General features: G+C 71.1%; 13 protein-coding genes. All 13 read right to left on the bottom strand.

Annotated features, from left to right (window positions below; all coding sequences use genetic code 11):
• Window positions 1–19: 19 nt before the first annotated feature.
• The 13 genes from AUV07_RS11325 to pta all read right to left on the bottom strand — a co-directional run bounded on the left by AUV07_RS11325 (window position 20) and on the right by pta (window position 17,851).
• Window positions 20–1,297, bottom strand: a complete 1,278-nt coding sequence (locus AUV07_RS11325) for an alpha-hydroxy acid oxidase (RefSeq protein ID WP_062636211.1) — start codon at window positions 1,295–1,297, stop codon at window positions 20–22.
• A 10-nt stretch (window positions 1,298–1,307) separates the two neighbouring features.
• Window positions 1,308–2,030, bottom strand: a complete 723-nt coding sequence (locus AUV07_RS11320) for a FadR/GntR family transcriptional regulator (protein WP_062636210.1) — start codon at window positions 2,028–2,030, stop codon at window positions 1,308–1,310.
• Between the two features lie 154 nt (window positions 2,031–2,184).
• On the bottom strand, window positions 2,185–2,838 hold the full coding sequence (locus AUV07_RS11315) for a thymidine kinase (RefSeq protein ID WP_062636208.1): 654 nt from the start codon (window positions 2,836–2,838) through the stop codon (window positions 2,185–2,187).
• A gap of 9 nt (window positions 2,839–2,847) precedes the next feature.
• On the bottom strand, window positions 2,848–4,278 hold the full coding sequence (gene mqo / locus AUV07_RS11310) for a malate dehydrogenase (quinone) (protein ID WP_231868272.1): 1,431 nt from the start codon (window positions 4,276–4,278) through the stop codon (window positions 2,848–2,850).
• Between the two features lie 88 nt (window positions 4,279–4,366).
• Window positions 4,367–5,437 carry an aspartate-semialdehyde dehydrogenase gene (locus AUV07_RS11305; RefSeq protein ID WP_062636204.1) on the bottom strand — a complete coding sequence of 357 codons (1,071 nt, stop codon included), beginning with the start codon at window positions 5,435–5,437 and terminating at the stop codon, window positions 4,367–4,369.
• Between the two features lie 460 nt (window positions 5,438–5,897).
• Window positions 5,898–7,178 carry an aspartate kinase gene (locus tag AUV07_RS11300; protein WP_025104257.1) on the bottom strand — a complete coding sequence of 427 codons (1,281 nt, stop codon included), beginning with the start codon at window positions 7,176–7,178 and terminating at the stop codon, window positions 5,898–5,900.
• 81 nt (window positions 7,179–7,259) lie between these two features.
• Window positions 7,260–8,174, bottom strand: coding sequence for a DMT family transporter (locus AUV07_RS11295; protein ID WP_062636203.1), 915 nt, complete (start codon window positions 8,172–8,174; stop codon window positions 7,260–7,262).
• On the bottom strand, window positions 8,171–8,764 hold the full coding sequence (gene recR / locus AUV07_RS11290) for a recombination mediator RecR (protein ID WP_025104255.1): 594 nt from the start codon (window positions 8,762–8,764) through the stop codon (window positions 8,171–8,173). The genes AUV07_RS11295 and recR overlap by 4 nt, the downstream gene beginning before the upstream one ends.
• The gene (locus AUV07_RS11285; RefSeq protein WP_062636201.1) at window positions 8,764–11,016 is read right to left on the bottom strand and encodes a DNA polymerase III subunit gamma and tau; all 2,253 of its coding nucleotides are present in this window, start codon (window positions 11,014–11,016) and stop codon (window positions 8,764–8,766) included. Before AUV07_RS11285 ends, recR begins: the two co-directional genes overlap by 1 nt.
• A 126-nt stretch (window positions 11,017–11,142) precedes the next feature.
• Entirely contained in the window at window positions 11,143–13,650 is a 2,508-nt protein-coding gene (locus tag AUV07_RS11280; RefSeq protein WP_062636199.1) for a glycoside hydrolase family 65 protein, read from the bottom strand.
• Window positions 13,647–14,405 (bottom strand): beta-phosphoglucomutase family hydrolase, encoded by a 759-nt coding sequence (locus AUV07_RS11275; protein WP_062636197.1) that lies wholly within the window; start codon window positions 14,403–14,405, stop codon window positions 13,647–13,649. Before AUV07_RS11275 ends, AUV07_RS11280 begins: the two co-directional genes overlap by 4 nt.
• Before the next feature lie 99 nt (window positions 14,406–14,504).
• Complete coding sequence (locus AUV07_RS11270) at window positions 14,505–15,725, bottom strand: acetate/propionate family kinase (protein ID WP_062636194.1); 1,221 nt, start codon at window positions 15,723–15,725, stop codon at window positions 14,505–14,507.
• Complete coding sequence (gene pta / locus AUV07_RS11265) at window positions 15,722–17,851, bottom strand: phosphate acetyltransferase (RefSeq protein WP_062636193.1); 2,130 nt, start codon at window positions 17,849–17,851, stop codon at window positions 15,722–15,724. The genes AUV07_RS11270 and pta overlap by 4 nt, the downstream gene beginning before the upstream one ends.
• Between the last annotated feature and the right edge of the window lie 47 nt (window positions 17,852–17,898).

Below are 17,898 nucleotides of genomic sequence, written 5' to 3'. Positions count from 1 at the left end.
GTCTGGTCGTGCAGAGGGGTCAGTGCACCTCGACGCCGGCCGCCCGGGAGACGGGCACCAGACGAGTGAGCTGGGTCACGTGTCCGGGCTCGAGCTCCGCGAGCGAGGCCACGCCCAGCAGCCGCATCGTGCGCTCGATCTCACCGCGCAGGATGGCGATGGTACGGTCGACGCCCTGACGACCTCCCGCCATGAGGCCGTAGAGGTACGCGCGGCCGATCAGCGTGAAGTCGGCGCCGAGCGCGACGGATGCCACGATGTCGGCGCCGTTCATGATGCCGGTGTCGATCATGACCGTGAAGTCGTCGCCGACCGCACGCCGGACCTCGGGCAGGAGGTGGAACGGGATCGGGGCGCGGTCGAGCTGGCGCCCGCCGTGGTTCGACAGCACGATGCCGTCGACGCCCGCGTCCCGCAGGCGCACGGAGTCCTCGATGTTCTGCACGCCCTTGATGACGATCTTGCCGGGCCAGATGTCGCGGATGACGGCGAGGTCGTCGTAGCTGATCGTCGGGTCCATCGCCGCGTCGAGGAGCTCGCCCACGGTTCCGCCGGTCGTGCTCAGCGACGCGAACTCCAGCTTCGGCGTGGTCAGGAAGTCGAACCACCACCAGGGCCGCGGGATGGCGTTGATGATCGTGCCGAGGGTGAGCTGCGGCGGGATGCTGAAGCCGTTGCGCTTGTCGCGGAGACGGGCACCGGCGACCGGGGTGTCGACGGTGAACTGCAGGGTGTCGAAGCCCGCGGCGGCGGCGCGGCGGGCGAGCTCGTACGAGATCTCGCGGTCGCGCATGACGTAGAGCTGGAACCAGTTCCGACCGGGCACGGGGCCCTGCGGCTCCCGGACTGTCGCCGCCTTGACGTCCTCGATCGAGGTGGTCCCGAGGGTGGACAGCGTGAACGGGATGCCCGCAGCGGCCGCGGCTCCGGCACCCGCGACCTCGCCCTCGGTCTGCATGAGCCGGGTGAAGCCGGTCGGCGCGATGCCGAACGGGAGCGCGGACGGACCGCCGAGGATGTCGACGGCCGTGTCGACGTCCGGCGCCGGCTTGAGGATACCGGGGTGGAACTCCACGTCCTGGAACGCCTGGCGGGCCCGGCTCAGCGACAGCTCGCCCTCGGCGGCGCCGTCGGTGTAGTCGAAGGCAGCCTTGGGCGTGCGGCGCTTGGCGATCGTGCGCAGATCGTCGATGGTGAGCGCGGCGTCGAGGCGGCGCTTGCGCCCGTCGAGCTCGGGCTTCTTGAACTTCATGAGCTCCAACAGCTCGGCGGGGTTGGGGAGCTGGCGCTGGACCATGTTCTGCCTCTCAGTTCTGCGGGGGGACGGTGCGGGTGAGGCCCGCGGCGGTGTAGTAGCCGGTGATGTGGGCGCGGACCAGGCGTCGGGCGGTGTCGACCTCGCCCGCGTCGATCGCCGCGACCAGTGCACGGTGCTCGGACCGGAGGCGGTCGGCCATGCGATCCCAGTCGTCGACGGTCGCCGCGCCCGCGAGCACGTACGACTCGATGGCGGAGCGGAGGCCCGCCATCATCGCCGCGATGACGGTGTTGCCGCTGCCCTCCGCGAGGGAGAGGTGCAGCTGCGCGTCGAGGGCCAGGAACTCGGCCGGCGTGAGGGCGCCGTCGTCCATGGCGGTGAGCAGCTCGTGCGCCCGGACGGTGTCGCGGTGGGTGGCGCCTGCCATCGCCTCCACGACCGCGTCCTCGAGCACGAGTCGCGTGCGGACGACGTCATCGAGCGGGAAGCCTTGCGCGGCCACCTGGAGCCGCAGGAGCGCGGACATCCCGCCGGTGGGGGTGGCGATGACGATGGCGCCCGCCTGCGGCCCGGAGCCGGTCGCCGTGCGGATGAGGCCGAGCACCTCGAGCACCCGGAACGCCTCTCGCACACTCGACCGCCCGACGCCGAGGTCGCTCGCGAGGTCCCGTTCGGACGGCAGCCGGTCCCCCGGGCCGAGACGACCGTCGAGCAGGTCACGCTCGATGTGCTCGAGCACGAGTCGCCATGCACGCGCCGGCTGCTCCGTCATCTCGCCTCCTGTGGTCAGACCACAGGTTAGCGCGTGTGGTCAGACCACGCAACGCGGCGATGCGGCGCGCGCGAGCCACCCCTCTTCGTGCGTCCCGGCCCGGTGCGTACGCACGCAGAGGGGTGGGGCGACCGGAAGGGGGTGGGTCGGCGGGTCAGCCCAGACGGCCGCCGGACTCCTCCAGGTAGCAGGTGCCGCACAGCGACTCATAGGTCGTGAGCTCGGGCGAGGCGGAACCGTCGGCGCCCTCGTCGATCGCGACCTGGTCGCCGTCGAACACGAAGCGGCCGCCGACCACGCGGCCGTTGAACACCGCCTTACGCCCGCAGCGGCAGATCGTCTTGAGTTCCTCCAGGGAGTGCGCGATGGCCAGGAGCCGGGCGGAGCCGGGGAACGCGTGCGTGCGGAAGTCGTTGCGGATGCCGTAGGCCATCACCGGAATGCCGTCCTCCACCGCGATGCGGAACAGGTCGTCGATCTGTGTCGGCGTGAGGAACTGCGCCTCGTCGATGAGGAGACAGGCCACGTCGATCGGGCCGGTCGGGAGGAGCTCCTCCTCTGTGGACCGCTGCATCCGCTCACGGTGGACCGCGAAGAGCGCGCGCACGTCATCGTCCGGACCGACGAGGAAGTCGACCGGCCGCGTGACGCCGAGGCGACTCTCGATCTGCCCCGCACCCTTGGTGTCGATCGCGGGCTTGGCGAGGAGCACGTGCTGGCCGCGCTCCTCGTAGTTGTAGGCGACCTGCAGCAGAGCGGTCGACTTGCCCGAGTTCATCGCGCCGTAGCGGAAGTAGAGCTTCGCCACGGGCCCAGGTCAGACGTTGATGCCGAGGACGGCGGCCGTCGCGGCGGTCGACTCCTCCGCGAGCTCCGCGTCTCCGTTGAGCTTCCTGCCGAAGGTGGGGATGAGCTCACGCAGCTGCGACTCCCACCCCGGGTACTCGCCGGGGAAGCACTTCTTCAGCAGGTCGAGCATGATTGGCACGGCGGTCGAAGCCCCGGGCGATGCACCGAGGAGACCGGCGATCGAGCCGTCGCCCGAGGCGACCACCTCGGTGCCGAACTGCAACACGCCGCCCTTCTTCGGGTCCTTCTTCATGACCTGGGCGCGCTGACCGGCGTCGATGAGCGTCCAGTCCTCGTCCTTGGCCGTCGGCATGAACGTGCGGAGGCTGTCGACCTTCTTGCGGTGGTTCTTCATCAGCTCACTGATGAGGTAGGTGATGAGGTCGGGGTTGGCGAAGGCGACCCGCAGCATCGGCCAGAGGTTGTGCGGCCGGACCTGCGTGACGATGTCGAGCATCGAGCCGTTCTTGAGGAACTTCGGGCTGAACGTCGCGAACGGCCCGAACATCAGCGATGCCTCGCCGTCGACGACACGCGTGTCGAGGTGCGGGACCGACATCGGCGGCGCGCCGACCGAGGCCTGCGAGTAGACCTTGGCCTTGTGCTGCGCGACGATCTTCGGGTTCGTCGTCTTGAGGAACTGGCCGCCGATCGGGAAGACGCCGTAGCCCTTGATCTCAGGGATACCGGAATTCTGCAGGAGCTTCAGCGCCCAGCCCCCGGCCCCGACGAACACGAACTTCGCCTTGATCTCGTTGGGGGTGCGGCCGACCGTCGTGCGGTACTTGATCAGCCAGGTGCCGTCCTTCTGACGCTTGAGCGACTTGACCTCGTGGTTCGTGCGCACGGCGACGCCCGAGTCACGCAGGTGATCGAAGAGCTGATGCGTGAGCGCGCCGAAGTCGACGTCGGTGCCGGCGGGCACCCGGGTGGCCGCGAACGGCTCGCCCTTCCGCCGCTTCTGCATGAGCAGCGGCGCCCACTGGTTGATGACGCGGGAGTCTTCGCTGTACTCGATGCCGGCGAACAGCGGCTGCTCCTTGAGCACCTCATAGCGCTTCTTGAGGTAGGCCACGTCCTTCTCACCCCGCACGAACGTCATGTGCGGCGTCGCGTTGATGAAGGTCGACGGCTCGTCCAGCACGCCCTTCTCGACGAGGGAGGACCAGAACTGGCGGCTCTGCTGGAACTGCTCGTTGATCGAGATCGCCTTGGCGGGGTCGAGCGGAGCGTCACCCTGCTGCGGCATGTAGTTCAGCTCGCACAGGGCAGCATGCCCGGTCCCGGCGTTGTTCCAGGGGTTCGAGCTCTCCTGCGCCACGTCCGACAGCCGCTCGAAGGCGACGATCTTCCAGTCCGGCTGCAGCTCGTGCAGCAGGGTACCCAGGGTGGCGCTCATGATGCCACCGCCGATCAGGACGACATCGACGTTTTCAGTCACCCGACCAGTCTAGTTCGCGGGCAGGACACCGCCGACCACCGGGCGGTCAGGACACCGGTGCGAGACGCTCCGCGAGCACTTCGGCGATCTGCACCGCGTTCAACGCAGCCCCCTTGCGGAGGTTGTCGTTGCTGATGAAGAGCACGAGACCCTTGCCCTCCGGAGCCGACTGGTCGGCGCGGATGCGACCCACGAAGCTCGGGTCCTTGCCCGCGGCCTGCAGCGGGGTCGGCACCTCGTCGAGCACGACGCCGGGCGCCGCGCTCAGCACCTCCCTGGCGCGCTCGGGCGTGAGGTCGCGGGAGAACTCGGCGTGGATCGAGAGCGAGTGGCCCGTGAACACCGGCACGCGGACGCAGGTACCGGCGACGCGGAGGTCGGGCAGCTCGAGGATCTTCCGGCTCTCGTTGCGGAGCTTCTTCTCCTCGTCGGTCTCGTTGTCGCCATCGTCCACGAGGTTGCCCGCGAACGGGATCACGTCGAAGGCGATCGGCGCGACGTACTTCTCGGGCTCGGGGAAGTCGACCGCGGAGCCGTCGTGCACGAGGCGGAGCGTGTCGCCCTGCGCGAGCACGCCCTCGACCTGGCCGAGCAGCTCCTGTGCGCCGGCGAGTCCGGAGCCGGACACCGCCTGGTAAGTCGACACAATCAGGCGCTCCAGGCCGGCCTCGGCGTCGAGGACCTTGAGCACCGGCATCGCGGCCATCGTGGTGCAGTTCGGGTTCGCGATGATGCCCTTGGGGCGGTCGTCGATCGCGTGCGGGTTGACCTCGCTGACGACGAGGGGGACCTCGGGGTCCATGCGCCAGGCGCTGGAGTTGTCGACGACCACGGCGCCGGCCTCGGCGAAGCGGGGGGCGTAGGCGCGGCTGGCGGTGGCACCGGCGGAGAACAGAGCGATGTCGATCCCGGACGGGTCCGCGGCCTCGACGTCCTCGACGATGACCGTCTGTCCGCCGAACTCGATCGCCGTGCCCGCGGAACGCGCCGACGAGAACAGCCGCAGCTCGCGGATCGGGAACGAACGCTCCGCGAGAATCTCGCGCATCACGGTGCCCACCTGGCCGGTGGCGCCGACGATGGCGACGGAGAGTCCTGATTCGGAGATGCGGGTCATGATGTTCCTTGGCTTCGTGCGGTACGGCGTACGAGGCTTCGGGCGCGGCGTCGGGATGCTGATGCTGCGCCTGGCGCCGGTGTCAGGGTTTCCGCGAGTCTATCGCGCTGCGACCACCCCGAAGCCCGTCCGTTTCACGAAGGCAGGCGCGCCCGGTACATCAGGCGAACGCGGCACAACAGGCACGCGTGGACAGCACAGCCTGAACCCGCGCGAACGCCTGTGCTGACGCTGGCCCCGGGAGAACAGGCAGACACGCGAGAACAGGCGAACGCGGGACAACAGGCACGCGCGGACAGGACTGCCTGAACCCGCGCGGACGCCTGAGCTGGTGTGGGCCCCGGGAGAACAGACAGACCCGCGAGAACAGGCGAACGCGGGACAACCGGCACGCGTGGACAGCACAGCCTGAACCCGCGCGAACGCCTGAACCCGCGCGAACGCCTGCGGCGGCGTGGGGTCAGCGGCCGGTGCCGGCGTGGACCGTGGCCTCCGCGTCGCCGTCGAGACCGTAGGCGGTGTGCACGGTGCGGGCGGCCTCGGTGAGGTCGGTGTCGCGGAGCACGACCGAGATGCGGATCTCCGAGGTGGAGATCATCTCGATGTTGATGCCGCCGGCGGACAGGGCCTCGAAGAGGGTCGCCGAGACACCGGAGTGCGTGCGCATCCCCGCGCCGACCACGGACAGTTTGCCGATCTGGTCGTCGTGGATGAGGTTCTGGAAGCCGACCTCGGTCTGCTCGCCGGCGAGGGCCTTGAGGGCGGCAGCGGCGTCGGCCTTGGGGACCGTGAAGGAGATGTCCGTGCGCCCGGTGGCGGAGACGTTCTGCACGATCATGTCGACGTTGGCGCCGGACTTCGCGACGATCTTGAAGATCTCGGCGGCCTTGCCCGGGACGTCGGGCACTCCGGCGACGGTGATCTTGGCCTGGCTGAAGTCGGTGGCGACGCCGGCGACGATCGGTTCTTCCATGACTGCTCCCTCGGCTTCGCGAGGGTTCTTCATGCCCTCGCCCAGAACGTATGTGCCCTCGGCCGACGAGAACGTCGACCGGGCGTGGATGAGGACGCCGTGCCGGCGGGCGTACTCCACGGCACGGATGTAGAGGACCTTGGCGCCGTTGGCGGCGAGCTCCAGCATCTCCTCGCTGGAGACGTGGTCGAGCTTCTGCGCCTTCGGGATCACGCGCGGGTCGGCGGTGAAGATGCCGTCCACATCGCTGTAGATCTCGCAGACGTCGGCCGACAGCGCGGCCGCCAGTGCGACGGCCGTCGTGTCCGACCCGCCCCGGCCGAGCGTGGTGATGTCGCGGGTGTCGCGGTTGAACCCCTGGAAGCCGGCGACGATGACGATGGCGCCCTCGTCGAGCGCCTCGCGGAGTCGCACGGGCGTGACGTCGACGATGCGCGCCGCCCCATGCTGCGAGTCGGTGATCATGCCGGCCTGGCTGCCGGTGAACGACCGCGCTTCGAAGCCCATCGAGTGGATCGCCATCGCCAGCAGCGCCATCGAGATCCGCTCGCCGCTGGAGAGGAGCATGTCGAGCTCGCGCGGCGCCGGGATCGGCGCGACCTCGTTCGCGAGATCGAGCAGCTCATCGGTCGTGTCGCCCATGGCGCTCACGGCGACGACGACGTCGTGACCGGCGCGACGGGTGTCGACGATGCGCTTGGCGACGCGCTTGATGCTCTCTGCGTCGGCGACGGACGAGCCGCCGTACTTCTGCACGATGAGGGCCACGTTCACTCCCTGGGATGTCGGGCGGATCCGCCCACGGTCATTCTACGATCGGCGCGCATGCCGCCCCGCGCATGTGACGGCTCAGGCGGGGGCGGGCGGGACGGGCGTCATCGGGCGCAGGCGCCCTCCGGTGGCGGCGAACCAGCACCCGACGATGATCAGCGGGAACCCGAGGAGGAGCCCAGGGGTGAGGGGCTCGGCGAGCACGATCGCGCCGAGCACGATCGCCACGACGGGGTTCACGTAGGTGAACAGCGGCGCCCTGACCGGTCCGACCTCGCGGATCAGCGCGAAGAAGGCCAGGAAAGCCAGCGCCGTGCAGATGACGGCGAGAGCGAGGAGGGCGCCGATCGACGGGAGCGTCGGCACCTCGTGCTGCGTGAGCAGACCGATCGGGAAGTAGAAGATGCCGATCATGAGCAGGGACAGCGTGATCGTGCCGAGCGAGGGCACGTCGTTCAGCTTGCGCGCCACGATGAACGGTGCGATCGCGTACAGCACCGCGACGAGCAGCACCTCCCCGGCCGCGAGCAGGCTCACCTCTCCCCCGAAGAGCCCCGGCCCCGCCACGACGATGGCGACGCCGACGAAGCCGACCAGCAGGCCGATGCCGCGGGCGGGACGCAGCACGCCGCGGTCGCCGCCGCCCAGCGCGATGAGGGCGGCGAACAGCGGCACGGTCGCGACGAGGAGTCCGGTCATGCCGGAGGGCAGCGTCATCTCGGCATGCCCGAGGAGGAGGAACGGTCCGGCCATCTCCACGGCCCCGAAGGCCAGCACCCACGGCCAGTGCCGCAGTGCCGCGCGGAGGGCCCCGCTGCGCAGGGCGAACGGCAGCAGGAGGAGAGCCGCGATCAGCGTCCGTCCCGCCACGATCGCGGGCGGGGAGATCGAATCCACCGCCACGCTGATGAAGAGGTAGGGAACGCCCCAGAGCAGGGCCATGACCCCGAAGAGCAGCCAGCCCCGGCGGGAGAAGCCGGACTGCGGGGTCACAGCACGCGCCGGCCCTCGAAGGCCCGGCCGAGCGTCACCTCGTCCGCGTACTCGAGGTCGCCGCCGACCGGGAGGCCCGAGGCGAGCCGCGAGACCGTGATCTGCATCGTCGTCAGGAGCCGGCTCAGGTAGCTCGCCGTCGCCTCGCCCTCCAGATTGGGGTTCGTGGCGATGATGACCTCCTGCACGGTGCCGTCGGCGAGCCGCGTCATGAGCTGGGCGATCCGCAGGTCGTCCGGCCCGATGCCCGCGATGGGGCTGATCGCACCGCCGAGCACGTGGTACAGGCCGCGGAACTCCCGCGTGCGCTCGATCGCCGCGACGTCCTTCGCGTCCTCGACCACGCAGATCAGCGCCTGGTTGCGGCGGGGGTCGCGACAGATCGCGCAGCGTTCCTGCTCCGCGACGTTGCCGCAGATCTCGCAGAAGCGGACCCGGATGCGGATCTCGGTCAGCAGCTCGGCGAGACGGGCGACGTCGAACGTCGGCGTCTGCAGGATGTGGAACGCGATGCGCTGCGCCGACTTCGGGCCGATGCCGGGAAGGCGGCCGAACTCGTCGATCAGCTCTTGGACGATGCCGTCGTACATCAGGAGAACCTCGTGGGGGGCTCGTAGGGCTCTTCGCGAAGGAACGTCGCGCCGAGCACCTGGCGGATCACGGCCTCTCCGTAGCGCTGCACGCCGCCGGCGGCGGGGTTGCGCTCGACGACGACCGGTGGAGCGGCCGCGGGGGCCGTGCGGGCGGCCGCCTGCGGGGCCGCCGCCGGAGTCGCACGTGGGGAAGGAGGGCGGTCGTACGGAGCCGGGGGCTCGTAGGCCGGATCGTACGGCGGCTCCTCGTCGAACGCGGGAGCGTCGTCGTCGCCGGGCAGCGGCGGCTCATCGCGATCGACCCTGCCGTCGGCCGGCGGAGTCGGGGCGGCGGAGGCGGCCTCGACCTCCTCCGGCTCCTCGTCGACGGCGAGGGGCGCTGCGGGCGCGGCGGCCGCTGTCGTCGGGATGGGGGCGACCGCCCACTCCGTCACCGGGGCCGCGGCGGCGCGGGTCTGCGGGCGGGAGGGACGCGCTGACGCAGGCTCCGATGCGGGAGCGGTGTCGGCCGGGGCGGCGGATCCCGAGGAGGCGGGCTGCCGCGGCGCACCGCCGGGCGGCATCGGGGCCGGCAGGTACTTGACCCGCACCCCGACCTCCTGCTCGATGGCCGTGCGGAGGTGGTCGGACGGTCCGGAGCCGGGCGTGGTCCCCTTGAACTTCGCGACGTCGTGCTGACTCGTGAATCCGAGGGTCAGCACCTCGGACTCGCCGTCGTAGGCCAGCGGCTGCACGGCGGTGGCGAGGAGCCAGGACGTGCGGCTGATGCCTTCGAGGCGCTTCAGCACGGCCGGCCAGGCGTCGCGGACGCGGTCGAACGTGACGGGAGCGGACGGCGCGGACGACTCCGGGGCCGGAGCCGGCGTGGGGTCGGGCTCCGCGGGACGGGCGGGTTCCGGCGCCGGCTCGGGCTCCCGGGAGCGCTCGGGCTCAGCGGCGGCCACAGGGGCGGAGACGGCCGGCGCGGAGGGAGCCGGTGCCGCGGGCGGCGCGGGCACTGCCGGTGCGGTCTCCGTGCCGGTGGCAGCCGTGGGAGATGGCGCCGCGGCCGCGGGCGGGATCACCGGCGGATGCGTGGTGGCCGGCGGGTGCAGCGCGCCCGACGCGGCCGCCCCGGACGAGGTCGACCCCCCGGACGCGGCGAGGACGCGGGCCACCATGAGCTCCAGGTGAAGGCGGGGCGACGTGGCTCCGGACATGTCGTCGAGAGCGGCGCTGACCACGTCGGCCGTACGGGAGAGCCGCGCGGCGCCGAAGGACTCGGCCTGGCGGCGCATACGGTCGAGCTCGTCTTCGGCGATCCCGCGGAGCACGGCGGAGGCACCGGAGCCCACGGCGGCGATCACGATGAGGTCGCGCAGGCGCTCCAGGAGGTCGTCGACGAAGCGGCGCGGGTCTTGTCCGGTCTGCACGACGCGGTCGATGGCCGGGAAGGCGGTCGCGGCGTCGCCCGCCGCCAGCGCATCGACGATCTCGTCGAGGAGAGCCCCGTGGGTGTACCCGAGCAGAGCGACTGCGCGCGCGTAGCCGACGGTGACGGTCTCCGAGCCGGCAGGGGCTTCCGATCCCGCGATGAGCTGATCCAGCAGCGACAGCGTGTCGCGGGGCGAGCCTCCCCCGGCGCGGACGACGAGCGGGAGGACGCCCTGCTCGACGATGACCCCCTCCTCTGCGCAGAGCTTCTCGACGTAGTCGAGCATCGCGGCGGGCGGCACCAGCCGGAACGGGTAGTGATGGGTGCGCGAGCGGATCGTGCCGAGCACCTTCTCGGGCTCCGTCGTCGCGAAGATGAACTTGACGTGCGGCGGGGGCTCCTCGACCAGCTTCAGCAGCGCGTTGAAGCCCTGCGGGGTGACCATGTGCGCCTCATCGAGGATGAAGATCTTGAAGCGGTCGCGACTCGGGGCGAAGGTCGCCCGCTCGCGCAGGTCGCGCGCGTCGTCGACGCCGTTGTGGCTCGCCGCGTCGATCTCGACGACGTCGAGCGATCCGCCGCCCGCCCTGGACAGCTCGACACAGCTCGGGCAGGTCCCGCACGGGGTGTCGGTCGGCCCCTCCGCGCAGTTCAGGCACCGGGCGAGGATGCGCGCCGAGGTGGTCTTGCCGCAGCCGCGCGGGCCGGAGAACAGGTAGGCGTGGCCGACGCGGTCGCCACGCAGCGCGGTCATGAGCGGATCGGTCACCTGCGACTGCCCGATCATCTCGCCGAACGTCTCGGGTCGGTAGCGGCGGTAGAGGGCTGTGGTCACCCCTCCAGCCTACGGCGTGCCACCGACGTTGCTCCCCTCCCGGTCGACCCGGCCCCTTTCACGCGAGCCACCCCTCTGCGTGCGTCCGCAACGGGGTGGGACGCACGCAGAGGGGTGGGTCGGCGGTCAGTCGAGGTTCTCGATGACGGGGATCGCGCTCGTGATCACCGGGACCGAGGCCGAAAGACGCGTGCCGTCGTCGCGGCGGGCGTCGGCGAACTCCTGCAGGGTCGGGCGTCCCGGGATCACGGGTCCCTGGTTCGCGAGCGGGACGATGACCTCGTCCTCCAGCGTCGCGATGTACGCGTTGTCCCGCACGCTGAACGGCACCGGAGGTCCGCTGCGCACCTCGACGCGCAGCTCGTGCCGCGTGAGGGTCACCTGCATCGCGGTCCCCTGCCACTGCAGCGGGAACGACAGCGACGGCCAGGACTCCGGGAGCCGCGGGTCGAAGCTGAGGTCGCCGCCGTAGTCGCGCATGCCGCCGAAGCCGCACACGAGGGCCGTCCACACGCCACCGGCCGAGGCCACGTGCACGCCGTCCGCCGCGTTGTGGTGCAGGTCGTGCAGATCGACGAACAGCGACTGCTCGAAGTACTTCTGCGCGAGGTCCTGATAGCCCACCTCGGCCGCGAGGATCGACTGCACGACCGCCGAGAGGGTCGAGTCGCCCGTCGTCAGCGGGTCGTAGTAGTCGAAGTCGGCCTTCTTCTCCTCGGGCGAGAAGTGGTTGCCCTGGAGGAACAGCGCCAGCACGACGTCGGCCTGCTTGAGCACCTGGAAGCGGTAGATCACGAGCGGGTGGAAGTGCAGCAGCAGCGGGCGCTGGTCGGCCGGGGTGTTCGCGAGGTCCCAGACCTCCCGCTCCAGGAACAGCGAATCCTGCGGGTGGATGCCGAGACTCTCGCTGTACGGGATGTACATCGCCTCGGCGGCCCGCTCCCAGGACTCCGCCTCACCGGAGCCGAGGCCCGTGCGCTCGACGAGGGCCGCGTAGTCCTCGGGGTAGCTGTCGCGGATCTCCCGCACGACCTTGGCCGCGTACCGGAGGTTGTACCGCGCCATGACGTTCGTGTACAGGTTGTCGTTCACGACGGTCGTGTACTCGTCCGGGCCGGTGACGCCGTGGATGTGGAACGTCTGGAGGCCGTCGCCGGCACCGGACTGCTCCACGAGCCGCGACCCCCGCCAGAAGCCGAGGGTGGCCCAGAGCCGCGCGGTCTCGATCGCGACGTCGGCGCCCTCGCGCCGCAGGAAGGCCTCGTCCCCGGTCGCCCGCACGTACTTGCCGAGAGCGAAGCTGATGTCGGCGTTGATGTGGTACTGCGCGGTGCCGGCGGCGTAGTACGCCGAGGCCTCCTCGCCGTTGATCGTGCGCCACGGGAAGAGCGCTCCGGCCTCGTTGAGCTGAGCGGCCCGGCGGCGCGCCGCGGGGAGCATCTTCACCCGGGCCCGGAGAGCGTTGTAGGCCCAGCGCGGCGTCGTGTAGGTGAGGAACGGGAGCACGTAGATCTCGGTGTCCCAGAAGTAATGGCCGCTGTAGCCCGAACCGGTGAGTCCCTTCGCGGGGACGCCGGCGCCGTCCGCCCTGGCCGAGGCCTGAGCGAGCTGGAACAGGCACCAGCGGGTGGCCTGCTGCAGGTCGTCGCGCCCGCCGATCTGCACGTCGCTGCGCTCCCAGAACGCGTCGAGCCACTCGCGCTGACGACGGAAGACCGTCTCGACGCCCTCGTCCGCTGCCCGGTCGAGAGAGCGACGGCAGCGGTCGACGAGCTCCCGCGGGGGCACCCCGCGGGACGAGTGGTAGCTGACGAGCTTGGTGATCGTGATGGGGACGCCGGCCTTCGCCTGGACGCGGAAGACGTTCTTGGCGATGTCCGGCTCGATGAGCGTGCGGACGTTGTAGTCGTTCTCCGTCTCGATGATGTGATCGGCGACGACGGCGACGGTCATCCCGGACGCGGCGACCCGGTACGACAGCGCGGAGCGCAGCCCGTCCTGCCAGTGCTCCGCCGGCTCCAGCACGCGGTCCGCGATGCGCTCGGCCTTGCGCGGGTCGAAGGCGGCGCCCTTGGTCGTCATCGGGGAGCCGGCGTAGACGCCCGCCCCGTCCTGACGGTTGAGCAGCTGGCAGCTGATCGTGACCGGGGCGTTGGCGTTCTCGACGACGACCTCGAGCCGCAGCACGGCGAGGTGGCGCTCCTCGAAGCTCACGAGACGCTGATCCCGCATGCGCACCCGTTTGCCGGACGGGGTCTCCCAGACGACGCGCCGTTCCAGCACGCCCGTGCGCATGTCGAGCGTGCGGGCGTACTCGCGCACGTCCGCGTCGTCGAGGGAGATCGGCTCGTCGTCGACGTAGAGCCGCATCACCTTCGCGTCGGGGGCGTTGACGATCGTCTGGCCGACCTCGGCGAAGCCGTAGGCCTGCTCGGCGTGCCGGATCGGCCACGTCTCGTGCAGGCCGTTGATGAAGGTGCCGTGCTCCTGCGCGCCGCGCCCCTCGATGTGGTTGCCCCGGAGCCCGAGGTAGCCGTTGCCGACCGAGAACAGCGTCTCGCCGACGCCCTCCTCCGAGTAGCGCGTCTCGATGAGACGCCACGGGTCGACGGGGAAGCGGTCGCGGTCGATCATGCGGTCTCCGAGGTGTCGGTGCGGGCGGCGGGAAGCAGGACGCCGAGGTCGTCGACGACGTGGGTCGCGCCGGCGGCGCGGAGTGCGTCGGCGCCGGCGCCGCGGTCGACGCCGATGACGACGGCGTAGCCGGCGGCGGCGGCCGAAGCGGCGCCGGAGGTGGCGTCCTCGACGGCGATGCTGCGGGACGGGTCGACGCCGAGGGCCGTGGCGCCGGCGGCGAACATGTCGGCCGCGGGCTTGGAGGCGAGGTGCTCGCGCTCGGCGACGACGCCGTCGATCACGACGCGGAAGAAGGACCGGATGCCGGCGGCCGCCAGCACCTCCTCGGCGTTCTTGGAGCTGGAGACGACGCCGAGCGGGATCCCCGCGGCGTGCAGCGCCTCGACCACGGCGAGGGAGCCGGGGAACGGAGCGATGCCCTGGCTGCGGAGGGACGCCGCGAACGCGGCGTTCTTGCGGTTGCCGATCCCGCAGATGGTCTCGGCGGACGGGTCGTCGTCCACCGAACCCCAGGGCACCTCGACGTTGCGGCTGCGCAGCAGGCTCGCGACGCCGTCGTAGCGCTTCTTGCCGTCGACGTAGGCGAAGTAGTCCTCGTCGGTGTACGGCGGCGTGATGTCCCAGCGGGCGAAGACGTCATCGAAGACCGCCTTCCAGGCGCGCATGTGCACCTCGGCGGTCGGCGTGAGGACGCCGTCGAGGTCGAACAGCACACCGTCGGCGTGGAACAGGTCGGGCAGCGCGTCTGGCACAGAGCCTCCAGGAGAAGGACGAGGGTCGGGTCGGCACCTCTCCGTGCCACTGTGCAAGCGTAATGGCGGTGGCGCGCGCGGGGTAACCCCGGACCGCGATCAGAGCAGTTCGGCGGTCTGCCTGGCGATCTGGAGCTCCTCGTCGGTGGGGACGACGAGGACCGTCACGGCCGAGGCGTCCGTCGAGATGACGCGGACGCCGCGCTCCTTCGCCTCGTTGCGGGCGGGGTCGATCTCGATCCCCGCGAAGCCGAGCGTCGCCATCGCCGCCGCCCGCACGGGCGCCGCATTCTCCCCGACGCCGGCGGTGAAGGACACGACGTCGACCCCGCCGAGCTGGGCGATGTAGGCGCCGGCGTAGGCCCGCAGACGGTGGACGTACACGTCGAAGGCGAGCGTCGCGGCCTCCTCCCCCGCGGCGACGCCCGCGAGGATGTCGCGCATGTCGCTGCGTCCGGCGAGTCCCGCCAGTCCGCTGCGGGTGTTCAGCAGCGCGTCGAGGTCGTCGATGGTGTAGCCGGCGCGGCGGGACAGGTGCACGAGAGCGGCCGGGTCGATGTCGCCTGACCGCGTGCCCATGACGAGGCCCTCGAGCGGCGTGAGGCCCATCGAGGTCTCGACCGAGCGACCCCCGTCGATCGCGGTGACCGAGGCGCCGTTGCCGAGGTGGAACACGAGCTGCCGGAGGGTCCCGAGATCGCGCCCGAGGAAGCGCGCGGCGGTCTCGCTGACGTACTGGTGGCTCGTGCCGTGGAATCCGTACCGACGGACCCGGTGCTCGGCGGCGAGCGCCGCATCGATCGCGTAGGTGTAGGCCGCCGGCGGCAGCGTCTGGTGGAACGCGGTGTCGAACACCGCCACGTGCGGGACGCTGTCGAACACGGCGCGAGCCGCCCGGATGCCTGCGAGGTTCGCCGGATTGTGCAGCGGCGCGAGCACGGCGAGCTCGTCGATCTGCCGCTCGACGTCGGCGTCGATCAGGGTCGGCGCGTAGAAGCGCGCACCGCCGTGCACGACCCGATGCCCGACCGCGACCGGGGGATGCGCCTCGAGGGAGGGGCCGTGCGCGACGAACTGGGCGCGCATGACCTCGAAGGCGGCGGCGTGGTCGGGGATGGACTGTTCGTCGCGGTAGGTGGCGTCGAGCATCGTCGCCGACGGTCCGTCACCCGGCTCCGGGCGCACGGTGTGGGCGACGGGGCTGGAGTCCTGCCCGATGCGCTCGATGAGCCCGCTGGCGAGCTCGTCCTCGTGCGCCGTGTCGATGAGGCTGTACTTCAGCGAGGACGACCCGCTGTTGATGACGAGGATCGCGCTCATGCCTCCTCCCCCGCTCGCTCGTCGCCCTGGGCCTGGATCGCCGTGATGGCCACCGTGTTCACGATGTCGTCGACGAGCGCGCCGCGGGACAGGTCGTTGATCGGTTTGTTGAGCCCCTGCAGCACCGGACCGATGGCCACGGCGCCGGCGGAGCGCTGCACCGCCTTGTAGGTGTTGTTGCCGGTGTTGAGGTCGGGGAAGACGAACACGGTCGCCCGCCCCGCCACAGCCGAGTCCGGCAGCTTGGCCTTGGCGACCGCCGCATCGGCGGCGGCGTCGTACTGGATGGGACCCTCCACGAGGAGTTCGGGAGCGCGCTCGCGCACGAGCGCCGTCGCCGCCCTGACCTTGTCGACGTCGGCCCCCGACCCCGATTCACCGGTGGAGTACGACAGCATCGCCACGCGAGGGTCGATTCCGAACTGCCGGGCGGTGGTGGCGGACGAGATCGCGATGTCGGCGAGCTGCTCGGCCGTGGGATCGGGGATGACCGCGCAGTCGCCGTACACGAGCACACGATCGGCGAGGGCCATGAGGAACACGCTGGAGACGACGTTCACCCCCGGCTTCGTCTTGATGATCTCGAAGGACGGACGGATCGTGTGCGCCGTGGTGTGCGCGGCACCGGAGACCATGCCGTCGGCGAGCCCGAGGTGCACCATCATCGTCCCGAAGTAGGAGACGTCGGTGACGGTGTCGGCGGCCTGCGCGAGCGTGATCCCCTTGTGGGCGCGCAGCCGGGCGTACTCGGCGGCGAACCGCTCCACGAGCTCTGGGTCGGTGGGACTCAGCACCTGCGCGCCGGCGATGTCGAGGCCGAGTTCCGCCGCCCGCGCGCGGATGGCGCCGTCGTCGCCGAGGATCGTCAGCTCCGCCACCTCGCGGGACAGCAGCGCCGCCGCCGCCCGGAGGATGCGGTCGTCGTCGCCCTCGGGGAGGACGATGTGGCGGCGGTCGGCCCGCGCACGCTCCATCAGGCCGTACTGGAACATGAGCGGCGTGACGACGTGCGACTCGGCGAGCCCGAGCTGCTCGGTGAGCTCGACCACGTCGACATGCGCCTGGAAGAGTCCGAGCGCCCGGTCGTAGCGACCGCGCGAGTCGGCGGAGATGCGGCCGCGGGTGCCCATCACCCGCACCGCCGTGTCGTAGGTGCCGAGGTCGGTGGTGATGATCGGCACCGAGGAGGCGAAGCCGTCGAGCAGCTGGAGGATCGGGTCCGGCAGCGGGAACGGCCCGTTGAGGATGATCCCGGCGATCCGCGGGAACGTGCCGGAGGAGTCGGCGAGAAGGGCGGCGAGCAGCACCTCGGTGCGGTCTGCGGGGATCACGACCACGGCCTCGTCGGTGAGGCGCGGCAGGACGTTCACCATCGACATGCCGGCAACGACGATCGACAGCGCGACCGCGGTCAGACGATCCTCGTCGCCCTTGAGCAGCGTGCCGTCGACGGCCGACACGATGCCGCGGATGGACGGGGCGACGAGCGCGCGGTCCTCGGGCAGCGCCCAGACCGGGGTGCCGGCGGGGACGACGGCCCGCACCGCGTCGACGATGGCATCGAGCCCGTCGGGGTCGGCCCTGTTCACGGCCACCGCGAACAGCTCCGCGCGCTCCTCGGCCAGTTCCGGCAGCGCCAGGGCGGCGATCTGGCCGACGGCGGCGGCCTCCCTCGCCGTGGTCGTGCCGAGCTGCTCGGCCTGCCGCTGCTGGTCGCGTCCGCTCAGCACGAGCAGGACGGGGGCGCCGAGGTTGGCCGCGATCCGGGCGTTGAAGCCGAGCTCGGCGGGGCTCGCGACGTCGGTGTAGTCGCTGCCGACGATGACGACGGCGTCGCACTGCGCCTCGACGGCCTTGAAGCGCGCGACGATGGTCGACAGCGCACCCTCGGGATCGGCGCGCACGTCGTCGTAGGTGACGCCGATGCAGTCCTCGTAGTCGAGCTGGACGCCGTCGTGGGCGAGCAGCAGCTCGAGGATCTCGTCTCGCTCGGCGACCGCGCGGGCGATCGGGCGGAACACCCCCACGCGCGGCGAGACGCGCATCAGCGCATCGAGCACCCCGAGGGCGATCGTCGACTTCCCGGTGTGGCCTTCGGCCGAGGTGATGTAGATGCTCCGCGACACGGCTCCAGCTTAGGCGGGCACCCGGACACCGCGCCCCGCCGCTACCG

It is taken from the genome of Microbacterium sp. CH1 (genome assembly GCF_001595495.1).
Taxonomy (GTDB): domain Bacteria; phylum Actinomycetota; class Actinomycetes; order Actinomycetales; family Microbacteriaceae; genus Microbacterium.
The sequence above is the reverse complement of the archived record's forward strand: the minus strand, read 5'-3'. Positions and strand labels throughout refer to the sequence as shown.

Excerpts from the sequence above, each read along its gene's own strand:
- AUV07_RS11305 (WP_062636204.1), bottom strand. The coding sequence starts at position 5,437 with ATGACCCGCATCTCCGAATCAGGACTCTCCGTCGCCATCGTCGGCGCC.
- AUV07_RS11320 (WP_062636210.1), bottom strand. The coding sequence starts at position 2,030 with ATGACGGAGCAGCCGGCGCGTGCATGGCGACTCGTGCTCGAGCACATC.
- mqo (WP_231868272.1), bottom strand. The coding sequence starts at position 4,278 with ATGAGCGCCACCCTGGGTACCCTGCTGCACGAGCTGCAGCCGGACTGG.
- AUV07_RS11270 (WP_062636194.1), bottom strand. The coding sequence starts at position 15,725 with ATGAGCGCGATCCTCGTCATCAACAGCGGGTCGTCCTCGCTGAAGTAC.
- AUV07_RS11325 (WP_062636211.1), bottom strand. The coding sequence starts at position 1,297 with ATGGTCCAGCGCCAGCTCCCCAACCCCGCCGAGCTGTTGGAGCTCATG.
- AUV07_RS11280 (WP_062636199.1), bottom strand. The coding sequence starts at position 13,650 with ATGATCGACCGCGACCGCTTCCCCGTCGACCCGTGGCGTCTCATCGAG.
- recR (WP_025104255.1), bottom strand. The coding sequence starts at position 8,764 with ATGTACGACGGCATCGTCCAAGAGCTGATCGACGAGTTCGGCCGCCTT.